Source organism: Pantoea sp. JGM49 (genome assembly GCF_018257655.1).
In the GTDB taxonomy this organism is placed as follows: Bacteria; Pseudomonadota; Gammaproteobacteria; order Enterobacterales; family Enterobacteriaceae; genus Pantoea; species Pantoea communis.
In genome coordinates, this window is sequence record NZ_JAERJM010000001.1 from 186,740 (window position 1) to 204,011 (window position 17,272).

Consider the following 17,272-nt stretch of genomic DNA (forward strand, 5'->3'; position numbering starts at 1 on the left):
TGACATTGTGCAAAAATATTTTTCGTTATGGCATGAGCTTATGCAGGAAAAAAATAAGACAGGTCACTGATTTCCTGTCAAAGTGGATGTCCGAAAGCTGACTCCGTTAAGGAATGAATTCGGAATGACACACACCCGCGCGTTACCCCTTGCTCTGATTCAACTCGAAGTGCCGCCACCGCAGGTTGTGGCGCAAATTGGTGAACAACCCGTCTGGTTTATTGATGCGCTGCAACTGCAGCCTGAAGACTATGTGATTGTCCGTCCGCATCTTGGCGAAGAGTTGCCGGCGTTTGATCGCGTCAGCGGCGCGATTCTCAGCGGCTCCTGGGCAATGGTCACCGACCACGCCGACTGGAGCGAACGCACGGCCGCATGGATCCGTGGTGCGCTGGAAGCGGAGCTGCCGCTGCTGGGCGTCTGTTACGGTCATCAGCTGATGGCGTATGCGCTGGGCGGCAAAGTGGGTGATAACCCGAACGGCTGGGAGCGCGGCTTGAAAACCCTGACCCACACTGCCAGTGATGATCCCTGGTTAGCGACGTTACCAGGTGAATTCCAGGCGTGGTTGTCACATCGTCAGTCGGTGATTACGCCGCCGTCGCAGGCTGAAGTATTGGCACGTTCCGAGCTGGATGGCTGCCAGATTTTACGTTATTCCCCGCAGGCGCTGTCGGTGCAGTTCCACCCGGAGTTTACCCGCGAAATCATGACCACCTGCTTACCGGAAGGCGTGAGTGATGATGGCGCGCAGGTCGCCGGTGAGGATTGGTCACGTGAGTTGCTCCAAAGATTCTGGCAGCAAACGCGGCCGCAGCCGCGCGTGCAGGCTCAGGGCGCGTAATGCCGTGTGCAGCGATAAACCCAGGCGGGCGGCATATTTTTCAGCACCCGCTGGCGCTGCCAGGTGAAGTAACGTGACAGGGTAGGTTGGGTCAATGAGGTGTATTGAAACTGGATAAATACACCGCGCGGGCCCAATACATCGTGCACGGCGCTCAGAATCGCTTCGCGCGTTTCCGGCGGCAGCGACAGCAGCGGCAGGCCGGAAAAGATCACATCGTATTCACCCGACAAGTACTCGGCTGAGCACGCACGCACCTGCATGCGCGGATCGCTCCACGCGCGCAAACTCTTCACTAAATCTGGACTGATCTCGAACACATCTAATTGAGCCTGCGGCGACATTCTGTCCAGAATATGACGGGTTAACACGCCGTCACCGGCACCCAGTTCGGCGATATGCAGGCTGTGATCCCAGTTGGCGGCATCGCACATGGTGCGGCACAGCGCAGCAGAGGAGGGCGTGATGCTGCCCATCTTGCGCGGGTTTCGAATAAATTGCTGAACAAAGTTCGCTTTGGCGCGCATTAACGTCAGGGCTGAAGCCAACATCTCTTTCTCCTGATGAGTATCCTGTTTCATATTGACCAAATTCATTGCGTTTGTTTCGCTTTTCGCTGCATATGCGGCAAAACTCGGAATTTTCCGCAACGAAGCGGGGAAGAAATTGGAGAGATGTAAAGCTGATAACCTGGCTGTGAATTGGCGCAATAGACTCCCGCCATCTGCGGCGGGCAAGAGCGTAACGTTTAATCAATGCTGAGACTGACGTGCAGTATCATCACGCATAAATCTCAAACCCTCATTGCCGGAATTTTCCTTCGGTGCGGTCACAGTTTCCCGCTCTGCGATCTGACAGGCTGACATTGATCGATCAATGTTAATAACAGGTTTCATAGTTGTTATTCGCCACTCTGTCCGCAAGGAGAAACACCATGCGTTACGCTGCTCCGGGAGAACAAGGTTCTCTCATCACTCTGCAATCGCGTTATGGCAACTTTATCAACGGCGAATTCGTTGCGCCGGTGAACGGTAATTACTTCGTCAACACCACCCCCATCAACGGTTCTACCATCGGCGAGTTCCCGCGTTCGGATAAGGCCGATATCGATAATGCGGTGGCGGCAGCACAGGCCGCTGCAGATGCCTGGGGCAAAACCTCCCCGCAGGCACGTTCGCTGGTGCTGCTGAAAATCGCCGATCGACTGGAAGAGAAGCTGGAATACATCGCGGTCAACGAAACCTGGGATAACGGCAAGCCGGTACGTGAAACCTTGGCCGCTGACCTCCCGCTGGCGGTAGATCACTTCCGCTACTTCGCGGGCTGCGTGCGCGCACAGGAAGGTACCGCAGCAGAAATCGATGAATTCACCGCCGCTTATCACTTCCACGAACCGCTGGGCGTGGTCGGGCAAATCATCCCGTGGAACTTCCCGCTGTTAATGGCGGCGTGGAAACTGGCTCCGGCGCTCGGAGCGGGTAACTGCGTGGTGTTGAAACCGGCTGAGCAGACGCCCTTGTCGATCACCCTGTTTATGGAAGTGATCAAAGATCTGGTACCGCCGGGTGTCATCAACGTGGTGCACGGTTACGGTAAAGAAGCCGGTGAAGCGCTGGCGTCACATCCGGGCATCGCCAAGATCGCCTTTACCGGCTCCACCGCTACCGGTGGGCACATCCTCGAGCTGGCGGCGAAAAGCCTGATCCCGTCCACCGTTGAGCTGGGCGGTAAATCACCGAACATCTTCTTTGAAGACATCATGGATGCGGAAGAGAGCTTTATCGAGAAAGCGGCAGAAGGCGTGGTGCTCGGTTTCCTGAATCAGGGCGAAGTCTGTACCTGTCCGTCACGCGCGCTGGTGCAAGAGTCGATCTTTGAGCCGTTTATGGCGGCCGTCATGAAACGTATTAAAACCATCAAACGCGGCGATCCGCTGGATACCGAAACCATGATTGGCGCGCAGGCGTCGCAACAGCAGTTCGACAAAATCCTCTCTTATCTGGAAATCGCGCAGAAAGAGGGCGCACAGGTGCTGCACGGCGGCGGTGTAGAGAAGATTGGTGAAGCGTTTGATAGCGGCTACTACATCCAGCCCACGCTGCTGAAAGGCGATAACAGCATGCGCGTGTTCCAGGAGGAGATCTTTGGACCGGTGGTCGGTGTGCTGACCTTCAAAGATGAAGCGGAAGCGCTCGCCATCGCCAATGACTCGATCTACGGGCTGGGCGCTGGCGTCTGGACCCGCGATATCAACCGCGCCTATCGTATGGGGCGCGCGATTAAAGCGGGTCGTGTCTGGACCAACTGTTATCACCTTTATCCGGCACATGCGGCGTTCGGTGGCTATAAAAAATCCGGTATCGGTCGCGAGACCCATAAAATGATGCTTGATCATTACCAGCAAACCAAAAACTTGCTGGTGAGCTACAGCACGCAACCGCTGGGCTTTTTCTAAGCACTCAGGCAGCGGGTCATGCCGCTGCCTTTTCTCCCACATGCCTCATTCGGACTAATCCTGCCGCCATTCGCATCTACCCTATAAGGGCGTTTTCTTTCTCCCTTAGTCAGGATGGTGAATCATGCGTATTGCGGCAACGTTGTCTGTCTGCCTGTTGTCCATCTCATTTGGTGCATCGGCCATTCCCAGTGCGTTTCCTACGGGCGTGACGTATTACGATCCCGCGCGTGCCTGGAACGGTTATGTGGTGATCCCCGGCAGCGATAACCAAACCCACTTAATTGATATGACCGGGCAGGAAGTGCATCGCTGGGCCTATGAAGGATTCCCAAGCTGGCCAATTCCCACTGATCGCATCAACGGCCAGCGGGGGCATCTGCTGGTACAGCTGGAGCGTCAGAAAGATCTCGATAAGGAAGCCAGCCCCGGCAACGGCATGGTGAATGCCAGCGTGGCGGAAGTGGACTGGAACGGTGCGGTACAGTGGCAATACGGCAGTCAGCAGCAGCCGGTGCATCAACACCATGAAATCCAGCGCCTGGCAGATGGCAACACCCTGGTGCTGGGCGCGGCACTGCGCCAGCTGCCGGGCTACAACTATCGCATTATCGATAATACGCTGGAGGAGGTGTCGCCGCAGGGGGAAAAGCTATGGAGCTGGTCGGTGGCCGATCACCTCAATGAGCTGGGTTTTTCTGACGCGCAACTGGCGATGATCCGTGACAGTCAGGACGCTGACTTTTTGCATATGAACACGGCGGCACCGCTGGGACCAAACCCGTGGTTTGATAAAGGCGATCAGCGCTTTGCCCCTGACAACATCCTGTTTAACTCGCGCAACGGCAACGTGGCCGTGATTGTCGATCGGCAGACGGACAAAGTGGTGTGGCGCATCGGGCCTGATTATCCAGCGCTGAAGCTGGATACACCGCTGCCGCGTCCGCTGGATCAACTGATTGGCGAGCACGATGTGCACATGATCGGACCGGGCTTACCGGGTGCTGGCAATATTCTGATTTTTGATAATCAGGGCAACGCCGGATTCCCGCCCACGCGGCAAGGATTCTTCTCCGCTTCACGCGTCATTGAAGTGAACCCGCAAACCAAACAAATCGTCTGGGAGTACACCGGCGAGAAATCGGGACAAGCGATCTCCACCTTCTACAGTGCCTATATCAGCAACGCGCAGCGCCTGCCGAATGGCAACACCTTGATCAACGAAGGGCAGAGCGGCCGCCTGTTCCAGGTGACACCGCAGGGCGCGATTGTCTGGGAGTACGTCAGCCCGTTTTACGGCAAAGCGATGCCGCGCGATCACTACAGTGGCAACACGGTGTATCGCGCCTACATGGTGGATTACCGCTGGGCACCAGATGGGACGCCGCACAGTGAGAAGGGGGTGACAGCGGATTGCATCCGTTATCCGGCGCTACCAGGTTGTCCGGCACTGACATCCTCACAGTAAGAAATGTGCGTTACTTCTTTAATCAGACTGTCATTTGGCCGTGACAGAGTGCCTGCATCACGAAAGCAGAATATTCCGCTACATTTGAGCCTGGTCTTGTCGATATAAGAGTGTAGGGAAAGTAAAGTCGCGCACCATTTTAAGGAAAAACATGAACACATTGCATAAGTTTCAAAAACAGCACGATGACGTGCTGGATGCCGATGATCAGCACATCATCACGGTGAATCTGCCGGGACGTCAGGCGATCTACGTGATTGGTCAAAACGATGATGATGCCGATATGCTGTTAGACGTACAACTCGGTGCGATGTAAGCATCGCGCAGTGCTCACCCCATAAAAAAATCCGCAGCCATAAGCCGCGGATTTTTAGTTTTAGCACGGCTAAAAGCCTTACTTCACGCAGGCAGAACACTGATTGTGGATCTGCTGGAAGAAGTCGTTGCCTTTGTCATCCACCAGGATAAACGCCGGGAAGTTCTCCACTTCAATCTTCCAGATGGCTTCCATTCCCAGTTCCGCGTACTCCACGCACTCCAGACTCTTAATACTCTGCTGCGCCAGCACCGCTGCCGGGCCGCCGATGCTGCCGAGATAGAAGCCGCCGTGTTTATGGCAGGCATCAGTCACCTGTTTGCTGCGGTTGCCTTTTGCCAGCATCACCATGCTGCCGCCGTGTTCCTGCAGCAGGTCAACGTAGGAGTCCATACGACCGGCAGTAGTTGGGCCAAGTGAACCGGATGCATAACCTTCCGGGGTTTTCGCCGGGCCCGCGTAGTACACCGGATGATCTTTGATGTACTGCGGCAAACCTTCGCCGTTATCAATACGCTCTTTCAGCTTGGCGTGGGCAATATCACGCGCCACGATAATGGTGCCGTTCAGCGACAGGCGGGTTGCCACGGGATAGGATGACAGCTGCGCCAGAATGTCACTCATCGGGCGGTTAAGATCGACATTCACCACTTCGCCTTCGCCCTGCTGACGCAGTTCTTCCGGGATATAGCGGCCTGGGTTATCTTCCAGTTTTTCGATCCAGATGCCTTCGCGGTTGATCTTGGCTTTGATATTACGGTCAGCCGAGCAGGACACACCCATGCCAACGGGGCAAGACGCGCCATGACGCGGCAGACGCACCACGCGAATGTCGTGGGCGAAGTATTTACCGCCGAACTGTGCGCCGAGGCCCAGCTCTTGTGAGGCTTTCAGCAGTTCCTGCTCCAATGCCACGTCACGGAATGCCTGACCGTGTTCGTTACCTTCGGTCGGCAGTGAATCGTAGTAGTGGGTGGAAGCCAGCTTGACGGTTTTCAGCGTGCTTTCTGCTGAGGTACCGCCAATCACAAACGCGATATGGTACGGCGGGCAGGCGGCAGTGCCAAGTGACATCATCTTATCAACCAGATAATTCTTCAGCTTGGCCGGGGTGATCAGCGCTTTGGTTTCCTGATATAGATAGGTTTTGTTGGCAGAACCGCCGCCTTTGGCGATGCACAGGAATTTGTACTCGTCGCCATCCACGCTGTAGAGGTCGATCTGCGCCGGCAGGTTAGTGCCAGTATTGACCTCTTTGTACATATCCAGCGCGGCGTTCTGCGAGTAACGCAGGTTGTCTTCAATAAAGGTGTTATAGACGCCTTGTGACAGCGCGGCTTCGTCGCCACCGCCAGTCCAGACGCGCTGGCCTTTTTTGCCCATGATGATTGCCGTGCCGGTGTCCTGGCAGGTCGGCAACACACCTTTGGCAGCAATTTCCGAGTTACGCAGGAACTGCAGGGCAACGTATTTGTCGTTCTTGCTGGCTTCGTCATCGGCCAGAATCGCGGCAACCTGCGCCTGATGCGAGGCGCGCAGCATGAATGAAGCATCATGGAATGCCTGCTTCGCCAGCAGCGTCAGGGCTTTCGGATCGACTTTCAACACCTCTTCGCCATCGAAGTTGGCTACTGAGACGTAATCGCGGCTCAGCAGATAGTATTCGGTATCATCTTTGGCGAGAGGAAAGGGATTCTGATAATAGAAGGGTTTGTTCGACATGTTGGCTCACTTAGCTTCGTGTCGCCTGTCAGAGTGGCAGGTGACAAATTAGGCGATCTGTTTTTTGATTTTCTCTCGCCAGCCCTCCGTAAGGACTGACTGGCGAGCATCATAACACTTTCACGGTACTGCGCGGCTCCGATTTTAACATCGGAGCAACATCATCAGAACATCATCACCATCCATGGGTAGGCGATAACCATCAGAGCAATCAGGAAGATGGCACCAAAGATGGTACCGAGACGCCAGTAATCTTTGGTTGGCAGGTAGCCGCTACCGTAATAAATCGGGCTTGGGCCGGTGCCGTACGGGGTGATGATACCCATCACACCTAAGGACACACACATCATCAGGCAGAACACTGGCATATTGATACCCGGAATCGAAGCGGCAATGGTCAGCATCGCTGGCAACAGCGCAGTTGTGTGCGCAGTGGTACTGGCGAACAGGTAGTGCAGCAAGTAGAAGGCCACCAGCAACACCACCGCCGAGACTTGTGGGTCATAGCCGTGCAGCAGCTGCGCACCTTCTTTACCCAGCCAGGCGATAAAGCCCACACGTGCCAGACCATCTGCCAGGGCGACCAGCGTGGCGAACCAGGCAAAGGTATTCCATGCCGCTTTGTTGCTGGTGATATCGTTCCAGTTGAGTACACCGGTCCACAGCATCAACACGATAACCAGCAGGGCGGCCATCGCCGGTTCAATCCATGCGGCAGCGAAGATCCACATCATCAGTGCTGAGACCACAAACACCAGCAGCAGGATTTCATTGCGTGACAGCTTGCCAAGCTTCGCCAGTTCAGCGGTCGCCCAACGTGGCACTTCGTCATTAACCTTCACTTCCGGCGGATAGAGCCAGTACGCCAGCAGCGGCATGGTGAGAATCAACAGCACGCCGAGCGGCAGGAAGGCGAGGAACCACATACCCCAGGAGATTTCGAAGCCCACCACGCTTTTTACCAGCGCCAGCGCCAGCAGGTTCGGTGCCAGTGCAGAGAGGAACATTGAACTGGTGATACAGGCGGCGGTGATAGCCACCCACATCAGGTAAGAACCAATCTTACGTGCGCTCGGGTCATTCGGTTTGGAACCGTACAGCGGCGGCAGGTTGGCGATGATCGGGTAGATGGTACCGCCGCTGCGCGCGGTGTTAGAAGGCGTAAACGGTGCCAGTAACAGGTCCGCGAAGGTGATGGCGTAACCGAGCGTCAGGCTGCGACGGCCGAGATACTTCACCAGAATCAGCGCCAGGCGGCGTCCGAACTGGGTTTTATCGTAGCCGGCGGCAAACATAAAGGCACCGAAGATCAGCCAGACGGTGGAGTTGCCGAAGCCACTCACTGCCCATTTGAACGACTGTGCGGCGGTTTTGAACTTGGGATCCGCCAGTTCGGCCGGGCTGAACAGCACCCACTGGCTGAACAGCGCTATCACCACCACGCCAGTCAGGCCGATAACGGCACCGGGCAGCGGCTCAAAGATCAGCCCGACAATCACGCCAACGAAGATAGCAAAGAAGTGCCATGCGTAAGGTTCCAGCCCGGCAGGGGTCGGGACCAACAGCAACAGCACCGCCACAATGATCGGCAGGCACAACATAATCAGGCGATTCTTTTTCCCCGGCGCCGCAGGAGGCACTATGGGGGAGGCACTCTGGGTTGTTTGTGTGTTCATAGTTTTGTCTGCAAGTTAGGAAGAATGCGATTGATTGTCACGAACACACTGTTCTTTTGGTTTCAACATGCGTGCAGCAGATGAGTCGTGACAATTTAAATTTTGTTCTTTGATGAAACTTTGCTTTGCAAATTCGATACGCGAATTATCAATTGAATGCAGCTAAGATGCGATTAATTAAAATATCTCCTTTGATCTAGATCAATAAAAAATATGCACTGTTTTTTAATTTTTATCTTTTGCTTTTTATTTAACTTTCTGTCTGCTGTGGATTAAACGCTACAAACTATCGAAACGCGAAAAATCGAGCAAAATGAGGCGGGTTGGAGGCTTTTATCTTTATGATAGTACTACATTTGTTTTAAATGTAAGGAAAAAGTTGATTTTTGTCAAGTCTTGGTTAAAACTTATCGGAGCGCTAATTCCAGCAATGAGCATCAAATATCATTTCTAAACGTAAAACTTATATAACTAACAATCTGGGTTATGTAACTAAATAAAATGGTATATTTATGCCATGAAATCGGACCACTTAAATAATTATAAAGCCGCGCCGAACCGCCAAAGAATTGAATACACAATTTCTTAATTCTGGAGTTGCTCATTATGAATAAGCTCACCCCAATCCTTAACCCGCTAACGCTGCCAAAAGGTGCGGTGCTGAAAAACCGTCTGGTGATGGCCCCGATGACCACCTGTACCGGCTATTTTGATGGCGGTGTCACCAGCGATTTGGTCGAGTACTACCGCGTACGTGCGGGCAGTATCGGTACGGTGATTGTCGAATGCTGCTTTATTGATAACCGTGGCCCGGCTTTCCCTGGCGCGTTGGGTATCGACAGCGACAACAAAATTGCCGGGCTGGCGAAAATCGCCCATGCGATAAAATCTGAAGGTTCAAAAGCCATTCTGCAGATTTACCACGGTGGCCGCATGGTGGAACCGGCGCTGATTGGCGGTAAAACCCCTGTTGCACCGAGCGCCATTGCCGCACCGCGTGACGGTGCCACCAAACCGCAAGCGCTGACCGCCGAAGAAGTCGATGTGATGATCACCAAGTTTGGTGATGCGGTAAACCGCGCGATCAAAGCCGGTTTTGACGGTGTTGAGATCCACGGCGCGAACACCTATTTGATCCAGCAGTTCTACTCACCTAACTCTAACCAGCGCGACGACAAATGGGGCGGCAGCCGCGATAACCGCGCACGCTTCCCAATGGAAGTGCTGGAGATCACCCATAAAATGGCCGATCGCTTTGCGGCGGCTGACTTCATCATCGGTTATCGCTTCTCACCGGAAGAGCTGGAAGTTCCCGGCATCCGTTGGGATGACACCATGTATCTGCTGGAAAAACTGGCGGCGCGCGGTCTGGATTACGTGCACTTCTCCGTCGGACAGCTGCTGCGTCCATCGATTGTCGATACCAAAGATCCCACGCCCCTGATCACCAAATACCTGGCCGAACGCTCTGCCACGCTGGCGAAAGTGCCGGTGATTGGCGTCGGCGGTGTGGTGAATAAAGAAGATGCCGAGAATGCGCTGGAGCACGGCTTTGATCTGGTGGCGGTCGGTAAAGCCTGCATCGCCTATCCGGACTGGGCCGATCGCATCATCAAAAACGAGCACATGGAACTCTACATCGACAGCACCAAGCGTGAGGCGCTGACGATTCCAGAACCGCTGTGGCGCTTCTCGCTGGTGGATGCGATGATCCGTGACGTCAGCGATGGCCATCGTAAATACAAAGCCGGGGTTTACCAGGCGAAAGTGGAAGCCGAAGCGCTGAAGCTGAAAATCAACGTCACCCTCGACACCGACCGTATCACTGATATCTCACTGGTGCCGGATCCCAGCCTGGATGTCGACTTTACCAGTACCTTTGAAAGCCTGCGTGAACGCATTCTGGTGGCGAACAGCCCGCACGTCGATGCCATCACCGGTGCGACCACACAGAGTGAGGCGCTGAAAAAAGCGGTCTCCCGCGCACTGACCACCTCCAGTAAAGAGTATGTGATTGAAGAGGGCGGTAACCCGAACGCACCGGTCAATTATGACGTGGTAGTGGTGGGCACGGGCGGTGCCGGTCTGGCGGCGGCGATTCAGGCGCACGATGACGGCGCACGCGTGGTGATCATCGAGAAGATGCCGACCATTGGCGGTAACACCATCAAAGCCTCGGTGGGCATGAACGCCGCCGAAACCCGCTATCAGAAACTGAAAGGCATCGAAGACAGCAAAGAGCTGTTCTACGAAGAGACGCTGAAGGGCGGTAAATTCAAAAACAACCCGGTGCTGCTGCGCGAGTTTGTTGAGCAGGCGCCGGAAGCGATTGAGTGGCTGGCGGCGAAAAATATCGAGTTGTGCGACATCACCATCACTGGCGGCATGAGCATCGACCGCACGCACCGCCCGGAAGATCGTTCTGCCGTCGGTGGCTTCCTGATCAGCGGTCTGGTGAAAAACGTCAACCAGCGTGAAATCGAAGTGCTGCTGGAGACCTCAGTTTCAGAGATCCTGGTGGAAAACGGTGCCGTTACCGGCGTCAAAGTGGTGGATGAGTACAATGACAGCCGCATTCTTAATGCGAAAAGCGTGATTGTCGCCACCGGCGGTTTCAGTGCTAACCGCGAAATGGTGGTGAAATACCGTCCGGAGTTGGATGGCTTCGTTACCACCAACCACAAAGGTGCCACCGGTAGCGGTATCGCCATGTTGCAAAAAATCGGTGCGGATACCGTGGATATGGGCGAGATCCAGATTCACCCAACGGTTGAGCAGACTACGTCTTATCTGATCTCCGAAGCGATGCGTGGCGGCGGGGCGATTCTGGTCAGCCAGGCGGGTAAGCGTTTCTACAATGAGATGGAAACCCGTGACAAAGTCTCTGCTGAGATCATCGCACTGCCAGAGAAAAGCGCATGGATCGTGTTTGATGAGCAGGTGCGTGCTAATAACAAAGCGGCCGATGAATATATCGCCAAAGGCTTTGTGATTAGCGCACCAACCCCGCACGAGCTGGCGGTCAAACTCAACATGGATCAGGAAGCGCTGCAAACCACACTCGGCCGTTATAACGAGTTCGTGGCGAAGCAGGATGATGAAGACTTCGGTCGTAAGACGGCGCTGCGTCACCCGCTGAATAAAGGTCCGTACTTCGCCATCCGTATCGCCCCAGGGGTGCACCACACTATGGGCGGCGTCACCATCAACACCGATACTGCGGTGCTGGATGCGCAGAAACAGGTAATTCCCGGAGCCTGGGCTGCTGGTGAAGTGGTCGGCGGTATCCACGGTGCGAACCGTATCGGCGGTAATGCAGTAGCGGATATCATCATCTTCGGTATCAAGGCCGGTCACAATGCGGCTAAACTGGCGTTAGGAAATTAATTAACGTTAATTACCCAAAATATTGCGTACCAGAGTAAAGCGTTAAGGGTGAATCCCAATGACTGGCAGCGGTCGGTCATTGGGTTATCGACACAACCTACTGGCGCGCAGTATGGCGGGTAAACGAGGCTCTATGACCGAAGGCGTCTACTCCTACTCTGCTGTTCTGATGGGTTCGCCCATTCTGCTCAAACTCTTCGACGATAACCCCACCTTAGCCCGTCAGGTCTTTCAACTTATCAAGCAGCAGGAAAACCTGTTCACCGTCAATCGTGCCGAATCCGAAGTGATGTCGATCAACCAGGCAGCGGGACGCCATGCAGTGCGCGTCAGTGAGGCGGTGTTCCGACTGATCAGCGTGGCACACGCCGTCAGTGTGTCACCCGGCAGCGCATTCAACTTCACCATCGGTCCGGTGGTCAAACGCTGGAAGATTGGTTTTCAGGGGCGTGCCGTGCCTCCCGCCAATGAGATTGCCGCACTGTTGCCGCTCACCGATCCACATCAGGTGATCCTCAACGAAGAAGAGCGTTCGGTGTTCCTGCAACAGCCGGGCATGGAGATCGATCTCGGGGCCATCGCCAAAGGGTATATCGCGGATGTGGTGCAGGCGTTTTTACGCCAACAGGGCGTGCCGCAGGCGCTGATCAATCTTGGCGGCAATGTGCAGACGCTCGGCGCGCCACCGCACGAGCCACAAGGCTGGAGCATTGGCCTGAAAAAGCCGTTTGGGCGTGAGGATGAACTGCTGGGCGTGCTGCAAGTGCAGGGCAAATCGGTGGTGACATCGGGAATTTACGAGCGCTATTTCGAATTGGACGGCAAGTGCTGGCACCATATCTTCGATCCCCACACCGGCTATCCGCTGGACAACGAGTTACTGAGCGTGACGGTGATTTCCGACCGCTCACTGGATGGCGACATCTACACCACACTGCTGTACGGCATGGGCGTGGAGCAGGGGCTGGCTTATCTGGCCGACCAGCCCGATCTGGATGCGGTGTTTGTGACGCGCGATCGGCAAATCATCTGCTCTTCACCGCGCCACTTTCAGTTCCAGCAGCGCGATGTCGACTGGCAGCTGCGTTACTGACAGTATTGCTGCAACAGCGAATGGTATTCCGGCTGTAAACGATAGCGATACACCGGACGGCCGGTGGCGCCGTAATGAATGCTGGTGAACAGAATATTAATCTGCGCCAGCCAGATCAGATATTTACGGCACGACACGCGCGAAATATTCACTTCCGCCGCCAGCTCATCGGTGGAGAACTCATGGCCGGGATGGGCATCAATCCACTGACACAAGGTGCGCAGCGTCTGCGGCGTTAAACCCTTCGGCAGGCGCTTGTTGTCATGCTGCGTGGCCGGGTTACCATGGATCAACAGATCGACATCAGACTGCTGATAGTAGTGCTGATTATCCATCAACGACTTCTTCTGCCGCCAGCTGGTGAGCGCCTCTTCAAAACGCGGGAACTGGAACGGCTTGATCAGATAATCCACCACGCCGTAGTGCAGCGAAGTTTTGATGTTTTCGGCATCGGCAGCGGATGAAATGATGATCACTTCCACCGAACTCTGGGCTTTGCGCAGTTCCGGCAACAGATCGAGGCCATTTTCTTGCTGCATGTAGATATCCAGCAGCACCAAATCAATCGGGGTGTCGCTGTTGAACAGAATCTCTTTGGCCTGCTTCAGGGTCGAAGCGGTTCCACAGCAGTGGAAGCCCTGAACCTGACCGATAAAAGAACGGTTCAGCTCAGCGACCATGGCGTCATCATCGACCACTAACACATTGATCATGCGGATTGGTTTCCTCCATCCCAGGGAAGTTGTACTAAAAATTGGGTAAATACGCCGGGTTCTGACTCAACGGTCACGCCGCCACCGAGGTTTTCCGTTTGCTGTTTCAGCAGGAACAGGCCCACACCACGGTTCTCTCCTTTGGTGGAGAACCCTTTATCAAAAATTGTCGCCAGATTGGCCGGCTCAATGCCGGGACCATCGTCACTCACTTCGCACGCCAGCCAGCCGTTCTGATAGTGCAGCATCACGTGGATCTCGCCTTCGGTCTGCTCGCTGAGCGCATCGATGGCGTTCTCCACCAGATTACCGACCACGGTGATCAGGGCCGCCATCTGGTCTTCGTTACCGCTGTCGGGCACATAGCTGGCATCGCTGATGGTCAGGCGATGACCGCAATCCGAAGCGCGATTGATCTTGCTCAGCAGGAAACCGGCAATCACCGGTGACTTGATGCGATCAAGCAAATAGCCAATCTCAGTCTGGTAATTATTGGCGGTTTTCAAAATATACGCTTCCACCTGCGCATAGTTTTTCATGTGCAGCAGGCCGAGGATCACGTGCAGCTTGTTCATGAACTCGTGCGAGCGCTCCCGCAACGCATCGACGTAGTTTACCATGCCCGTCAGACGCTGCATCAGTCGGCTGATTTCGGTCTTGTCCCTGAAAGTACAGACCGCGCCAATAATGCGTCCCTGGCTGCGTACCGGCACCGTATTGCACAACAACAAGCGACCATTCACATTCAGCTCTTCATCACGACGCGCACGGCCGCTGTGCAGCACATCTCGCAGGTGTTGGTTGATCACCGAGGCATCATCAATGCCCTCGTTATCAATCATACCGCTGGACGACGGCTCATTAAGCAGGGTGCGCGCGGCCTGATTCACCAGCGTCACCTGCGCCTGATCGTCCATCGCCACCACGCCCTCTTTGACCGAGTTGAGAATTGCCTGACGCTGCTCAAACAGAGTGGAAATCTCGTAGGGTTCGAGGCCGAATAAGATGCGTTTCAGCACGCGCACCAGCACCAGGGTGCCAATCGCGCCTGCCAGCGTACCAATCAGAATGGTCCAGATAATGCTCCAGCGGCTTTCGTTGATCTGATCGGTCACGGCATCAAGGGAAATACCGATCGCCACTACGCCGATCTGCCGATCCTCCGCGTTATACACCGGGGTAAACACGCGCAGCGCTTTTGCCAGAGAACCTTTGTTCACCGAGACGTTTTCATGGCCGCGCAGGGCGGGCCCAATGTCTTCGCCGATAAAGTGCTTGCCGACCAGTTCCGGATTGCGATGAGAATAGCGGATACCGTCCATATTGGTGACGGTAATAAACAGCAGATTGTTGCTCTCTTCCACGGCTTTCGCGATGGGTTGAATATTGGCATTGGCCACCGGTTGCGTCAGCGCCTGCTGAATCTCCGGCGATCTTGCCAGCGTGCGGGCCACCGCCATGGCTTTATCTTCTAACTGGGCACGGGTTGAAGCACCAATCTGGAAGAAATAGAACATGTGCACACTCAGCAGCACCAGCACGATCACCGCGCTGAGCATCAGCGTCACCAGCGTGTTGAGTTTCATGGGCCGCTTGCGCGCGGGGATTGCGGGTTGAGGCGTGGTCATCATCGCTCCCTGAAGAGAAGAGGGCGCTATTATGACGCTTTAATGCAAAAAGGTCGTCATAAATGACGACCTTTGATGGTGATAAGCAGACTGGATGCGGCGTGCAGAGGCCGCATCTTAGGGGGCTGGATTAGCCCTGCTTCACGCGGTTGGCAAAGCTCTTACGCAGCTTCTGCAGTTTCGGTGGAATCACCGCCATGCAGTAGCCGTTAAGCTGGCCGGCGCCATCCCAGTAATCCTGATGATAATCTTCTGCCGGATACCACTCTTTCAGCGGCTCGATGGTGGTCACCACCGGCACGTTGAGATCGGCTTGCGCACGCGCAATGGCGGCAATCGCTTCGGCTTCCTGGTCTGGATTCGCCGGGAAGATCGCTGAACGATACTGGGTACCGACGTCGTTGCCCTGACGGTTCAGCTGCGTTGGATCGTGCGTCGCAAAGCTGATATCCAGCAGGTCGCCATATTTCACCTGCTCGGGATCGAAACCGACGCGGATCGCTTCGGCGTGGCCGGTGGCACCGCTGCACACCTGCTCATAGGTTGGGTTCGGGCGCTCCCCGCCGGTATACCCACTTTCGACTGACTCCACGCCAATCACATCTTTGAACACTGCTTCGGTACACCAGAAACAGCCACCGGCGATCACCGCATATTCGGTTGCCATTGTTATTACTCCTGTCAGGTCGAAAGCGTTACTGTGAGGGCGCTCGAAAGCGAATTCAAGCCGCTTAAATTAACATTTCTGGCTTAAAATCATGGTGCTTGTCGAGCACGCTATTGCTCATTACGGTAAAACGTCCTTCGCCAGTGTAGTGCAGCGTCGGCGGAAATTCCGGTTTATCGGCGACATGCGCTTTGACGATTTCGAAAATAAAGAAGCCGTAGTTATTCACCATCGAATCGTCATACAGCTGACACTCAAAGCTGGCGAAGCACTCATCGATCAGCGGCGCATTCACCACTTTTGCCGGTTCTGGCGTGAGGTGAAAGGCATCGAACTTATCGAGGCGATCGCCATGGCAGTTACCAATCGCCACCACGCTATCCACCAAATCCGCCGAGGGGATGTTAATTACGCACTGTCCGCTTTGCCGAATCAGCTCATGACTGTAGTTGCCGTTGGCGATCATGCAGCCCACCAATGACGGCGAGAACTCCAGAATGGTGTGCCAGCCGAGCGTCATGATGTCGTGGTGATCTTCAAATTGCGAACTCAGCAACACCACCGGACCGGGTTCCAGATACTTCCGCGCCTTGCTGACCGGAAAGTCGATTTTATGCAGGCGTTGACTCATCATGCGTCTCCTTATTTTTTGCAGAGATAGCGTAAGTGTAGATGCCAGGCTTTACTGGACCGGCATTTAACGGCATGGTAGAGCGTCATTTTATCTGGAGCTGGCTAATGGAATCTGCGTCTGTGTCCACATCTCGTCCTGTTTTGCATCTGCTGTGCGGCAAAATCGCTGCCGGAAAATCCACGCTGGCGCACCAACTGGCCCAACAAACTGGCGCGGTGATTATCAGCGAAGACGCCTGGCTGGCACATTTGTTCGCCGAAGAGATGCAGGATGTTGCGGACTACGTGCGTTGTGCGGGCAAGCTACGTAATGCGATGACGCCACACCTAATCGCACTGTTACAGCGAGGTGTGTCAGTGGTGCTGGATTTCCCGGCGAACACCGTCGGCCAACGTCAGTGGATGAAGGCGGTGATCCAGAGTGCACAGGCGGAACATCAGCTGCACTTTATCGATGTGCCCGATGCGGTGTGTAAAAGCCGTTTGCATGCGCGCAACGCAGAAGGTGAGCATGACTTTGCGGCCACCGATACGCAGTTCGAGGTGATCAGCAGCTACTTCGTCGCACCGCATGCGGATGAAGGGTTTAATGTGGTAGTGCACGGTTAAGAATGACGATGACTGGATTGATATTTGTTCCAGTCATCTAATATTGGCCCCTCAAAGCTTC

General features: G+C 54.8%; 14 protein-coding genes. 7 read left to right on the forward strand and 7 right to left on the reverse strand.

What is annotated here, in order from left to right; genetic code table 11:
• Window positions 1-124: 124 nt before the first annotated feature.
• Window positions 125-844: a glutamine amidotransferase gene (locus JK231_RS01035; protein WP_058959686.1), complete on the forward strand. Its 720-nt coding sequence runs from the start codon at window positions 125-127 to the stop codon at window positions 842-844.
• Here the strand turns inward: JK231_RS01035 and JK231_RS01040 are convergent.
• Window positions 832-1,395 (reverse strand): methyltransferase domain-containing protein, encoded by a 564-nt coding sequence (locus JK231_RS01040; protein ID WP_211727972.1) that lies wholly within the window; start codon window positions 1,393-1,395, stop codon window positions 832-834. The two genes, JK231_RS01035 and JK231_RS01040, sit on opposite strands and share 13 nt — an antisense overlap.
• 383 nt (window positions 1,396-1,778) lie before the next feature.
• On the opposite strand from JK231_RS01040, the gene JK231_RS01045 reads away from it, so the two are divergent.
• From JK231_RS01045 to JK231_RS01055, 3 genes are all read left to right on the forward strand, one after another.
• Window positions 1,779-3,299, forward strand: coding sequence for an aldehyde dehydrogenase family protein (locus JK231_RS01045; protein ID WP_160832521.1), 1,521 nt, complete (start codon window positions 1,779-1,781; stop codon window positions 3,297-3,299).
• Window positions 3,300-3,423: 124 nt separating this feature from the next.
• The gene (locus tag JK231_RS01050) at window positions 3,424-4,767 is read left to right on the forward strand and encodes an aryl-sulfate sulfotransferase (protein WP_211727806.1); all 1,344 of its coding nucleotides are present in this window, start codon (window positions 3,424-3,426) and stop codon (window positions 4,765-4,767) included.
• A gap of 151 nt (window positions 4,768-4,918) precedes the next feature.
• Complete coding sequence (locus JK231_RS01055; protein ID WP_211727807.1) at window positions 4,919-5,083, forward strand: hypothetical protein; 165 nt, start codon at window positions 4,919-4,921, stop codon at window positions 5,081-5,083.
• A gap of 78 nt (window positions 5,084-5,161) precedes the next feature.
• Here JK231_RS01055 and fumA read toward each other — a convergent pair whose 3' ends face one another.
• Together fumA and JK231_RS01065 are read right to left on the reverse strand one after the other, a co-directional pair.
• Window positions 5,162-6,805, reverse strand: coding sequence for a class I fumarate hydratase FumA (fumA, locus tag JK231_RS01060; RefSeq protein ID WP_097119217.1), 1,644 nt, complete (start codon window positions 6,803-6,805; stop codon window positions 5,162-5,164).
• A 164-nt stretch (window positions 6,806-6,969) separates the two neighbouring features.
• Window positions 6,970-8,481, reverse strand: a complete 1,512-nt coding sequence (locus JK231_RS01065) for an anion permease (protein WP_211727808.1) — start codon at window positions 8,479-8,481, stop codon at window positions 6,970-6,972.
• A 606-nt stretch (window positions 8,482-9,087) separates the two neighbouring features.
• Between JK231_RS01065 and JK231_RS01070 the strand changes: the two genes are divergently transcribed.
• Together JK231_RS01070 and JK231_RS01075 are read left to right on the forward strand one after the other, a co-directional pair.
• The gene (locus tag JK231_RS01070; protein ID WP_097119218.1) at window positions 9,088-11,868 is read left to right on the forward strand and encodes a flavocytochrome c; all 2,781 of its coding nucleotides are present in this window, start codon (window positions 9,088-9,090) and stop codon (window positions 11,866-11,868) included.
• Between the two features lie 133 nt (window positions 11,869-12,001).
• Complete coding sequence (locus JK231_RS01075) at window positions 12,002-12,961, forward strand: FAD:protein FMN transferase (RefSeq protein ID WP_211727973.1); 960 nt, start codon at window positions 12,002-12,004, stop codon at window positions 12,959-12,961.
• On the opposite strand, the gene dcuR is transcribed toward JK231_RS01075, so the two are convergent.
• The 4 genes from dcuR to JK231_RS01095 all read right to left on the reverse strand — a co-directional run bounded on the left by dcuR (window position 12,955) and on the right by JK231_RS01095 (window position 16,600).
• On the reverse strand, window positions 12,955-13,674 hold the full coding sequence (gene dcuR / locus JK231_RS01080) for a two-component system response regulator DcuR (RefSeq protein ID WP_034821922.1): 720 nt from the start codon (window positions 13,672-13,674) through the stop codon (window positions 12,955-12,957). The genes JK231_RS01075 and dcuR overlap by 7 nt on opposite strands.
• Window positions 13,671-15,302 carry a sensor histidine kinase gene (locus JK231_RS01085; protein ID WP_034821920.1) on the reverse strand — a complete coding sequence of 544 codons (1,632 nt, stop codon included), beginning with the start codon at window positions 15,300-15,302 and terminating at the stop codon, window positions 13,671-13,673. Before JK231_RS01085 ends, dcuR begins: the two co-directional genes overlap by 4 nt.
• 130 nt (window positions 15,303-15,432) lie before the next feature.
• Window positions 15,433-15,969 (reverse strand): peptide-methionine (S)-S-oxide reductase MsrA, encoded by a 537-nt coding sequence (msrA, locus tag JK231_RS01090; RefSeq protein ID WP_211727809.1) that lies wholly within the window; start codon window positions 15,967-15,969, stop codon window positions 15,433-15,435.
• Window positions 15,970-16,033: 64 nt separating this feature from the next.
• Entirely contained in the window at window positions 16,034-16,600 is a 567-nt protein-coding gene (locus JK231_RS01095) for a flavin reductase family protein (RefSeq protein ID WP_034821914.1), read from the reverse strand.
• Window positions 16,601-16,707: 107 nt separating this feature from the next.
• Between JK231_RS01095 and JK231_RS01100 the strand changes: the two genes are divergently transcribed.
• Window positions 16,708-17,211 carry an ATP-binding protein gene (locus tag JK231_RS01100; RefSeq protein WP_211727810.1) on the forward strand — a complete coding sequence of 168 codons (504 nt, stop codon included), beginning with the start codon at window positions 16,708-16,710 and terminating at the stop codon, window positions 17,209-17,211.
• Window positions 17,212-17,272: the final 61 nt, after the last annotated feature.

Coding starts and splice junctions, on each gene's coding strand:
- msrA (WP_211727809.1), bottom strand. CDS start 15,969: ATGGCAACCGAATATGCGGTGATCGCCGGTGGCTGTTTCTGGTGTACC.
- JK231_RS01065 (WP_211727808.1), bottom strand. CDS start 8,481: ATGAACACACAAACAACCCAGAGTGCCTCCCCCATAGTGCCTCCTGCG.
- JK231_RS01040 (WP_211727972.1), bottom strand. CDS start 1,395: ATGTTGGCTTCAGCCCTGACGTTAATGCGCGCCAAAGCGAACTTTGTT.
- JK231_RS01100 (WP_211727810.1), top strand. CDS start 16,708: ATGGAATCTGCGTCTGTGTCCACATCTCGTCCTGTTTTGCATCTGCTG.
- JK231_RS01070 (WP_097119218.1), top strand. CDS start 9,088: ATGAATAAGCTCACCCCAATCCTTAACCCGCTAACGCTGCCAAAAGGT.
- JK231_RS01075 (WP_211727973.1), top strand. CDS start 12,002: ATGACCGAAGGCGTCTACTCCTACTCTGCTGTTCTGATGGGTTCGCCC.
- JK231_RS01045 (WP_160832521.1), top strand. CDS start 1,779: ATGCGTTACGCTGCTCCGGGAGAACAAGGTTCTCTCATCACTCTGCAA.
- JK231_RS01095 (WP_034821914.1), bottom strand. CDS start 16,600: ATGAGTCAACGCCTGCATAAAATCGACTTTCCGGTCAGCAAGGCGCGG.
- JK231_RS01055 (WP_211727807.1), top strand. CDS start 4,919: ATGAACACATTGCATAAGTTTCAAAAACAGCACGATGACGTGCTGGAT.
- fumA (WP_097119217.1), bottom strand. CDS start 6,805: ATGTCGAACAAACCCTTCTATTATCAGAATCCCTTTCCTCTCGCCAAA.
- JK231_RS01085 (WP_034821920.1), bottom strand. CDS start 15,302: ATGACCACGCCTCAACCCGCAATCCCCGCGCGCAAGCGGCCCATGAAA.
- dcuR (WP_034821922.1), bottom strand. CDS start 13,674: ATGATCAATGTGTTAGTGGTCGATGATGACGCCATGGTCGCTGAGCTG.
- JK231_RS01050 (WP_211727806.1), top strand. CDS start 3,424: ATGCGTATTGCGGCAACGTTGTCTGTCTGCCTGTTGTCCATCTCATTT.
- JK231_RS01035 (WP_058959686.1), top strand. CDS start 125: ATGACACACACCCGCGCGTTACCCCTTGCTCTGATTCAACTCGAAGTG.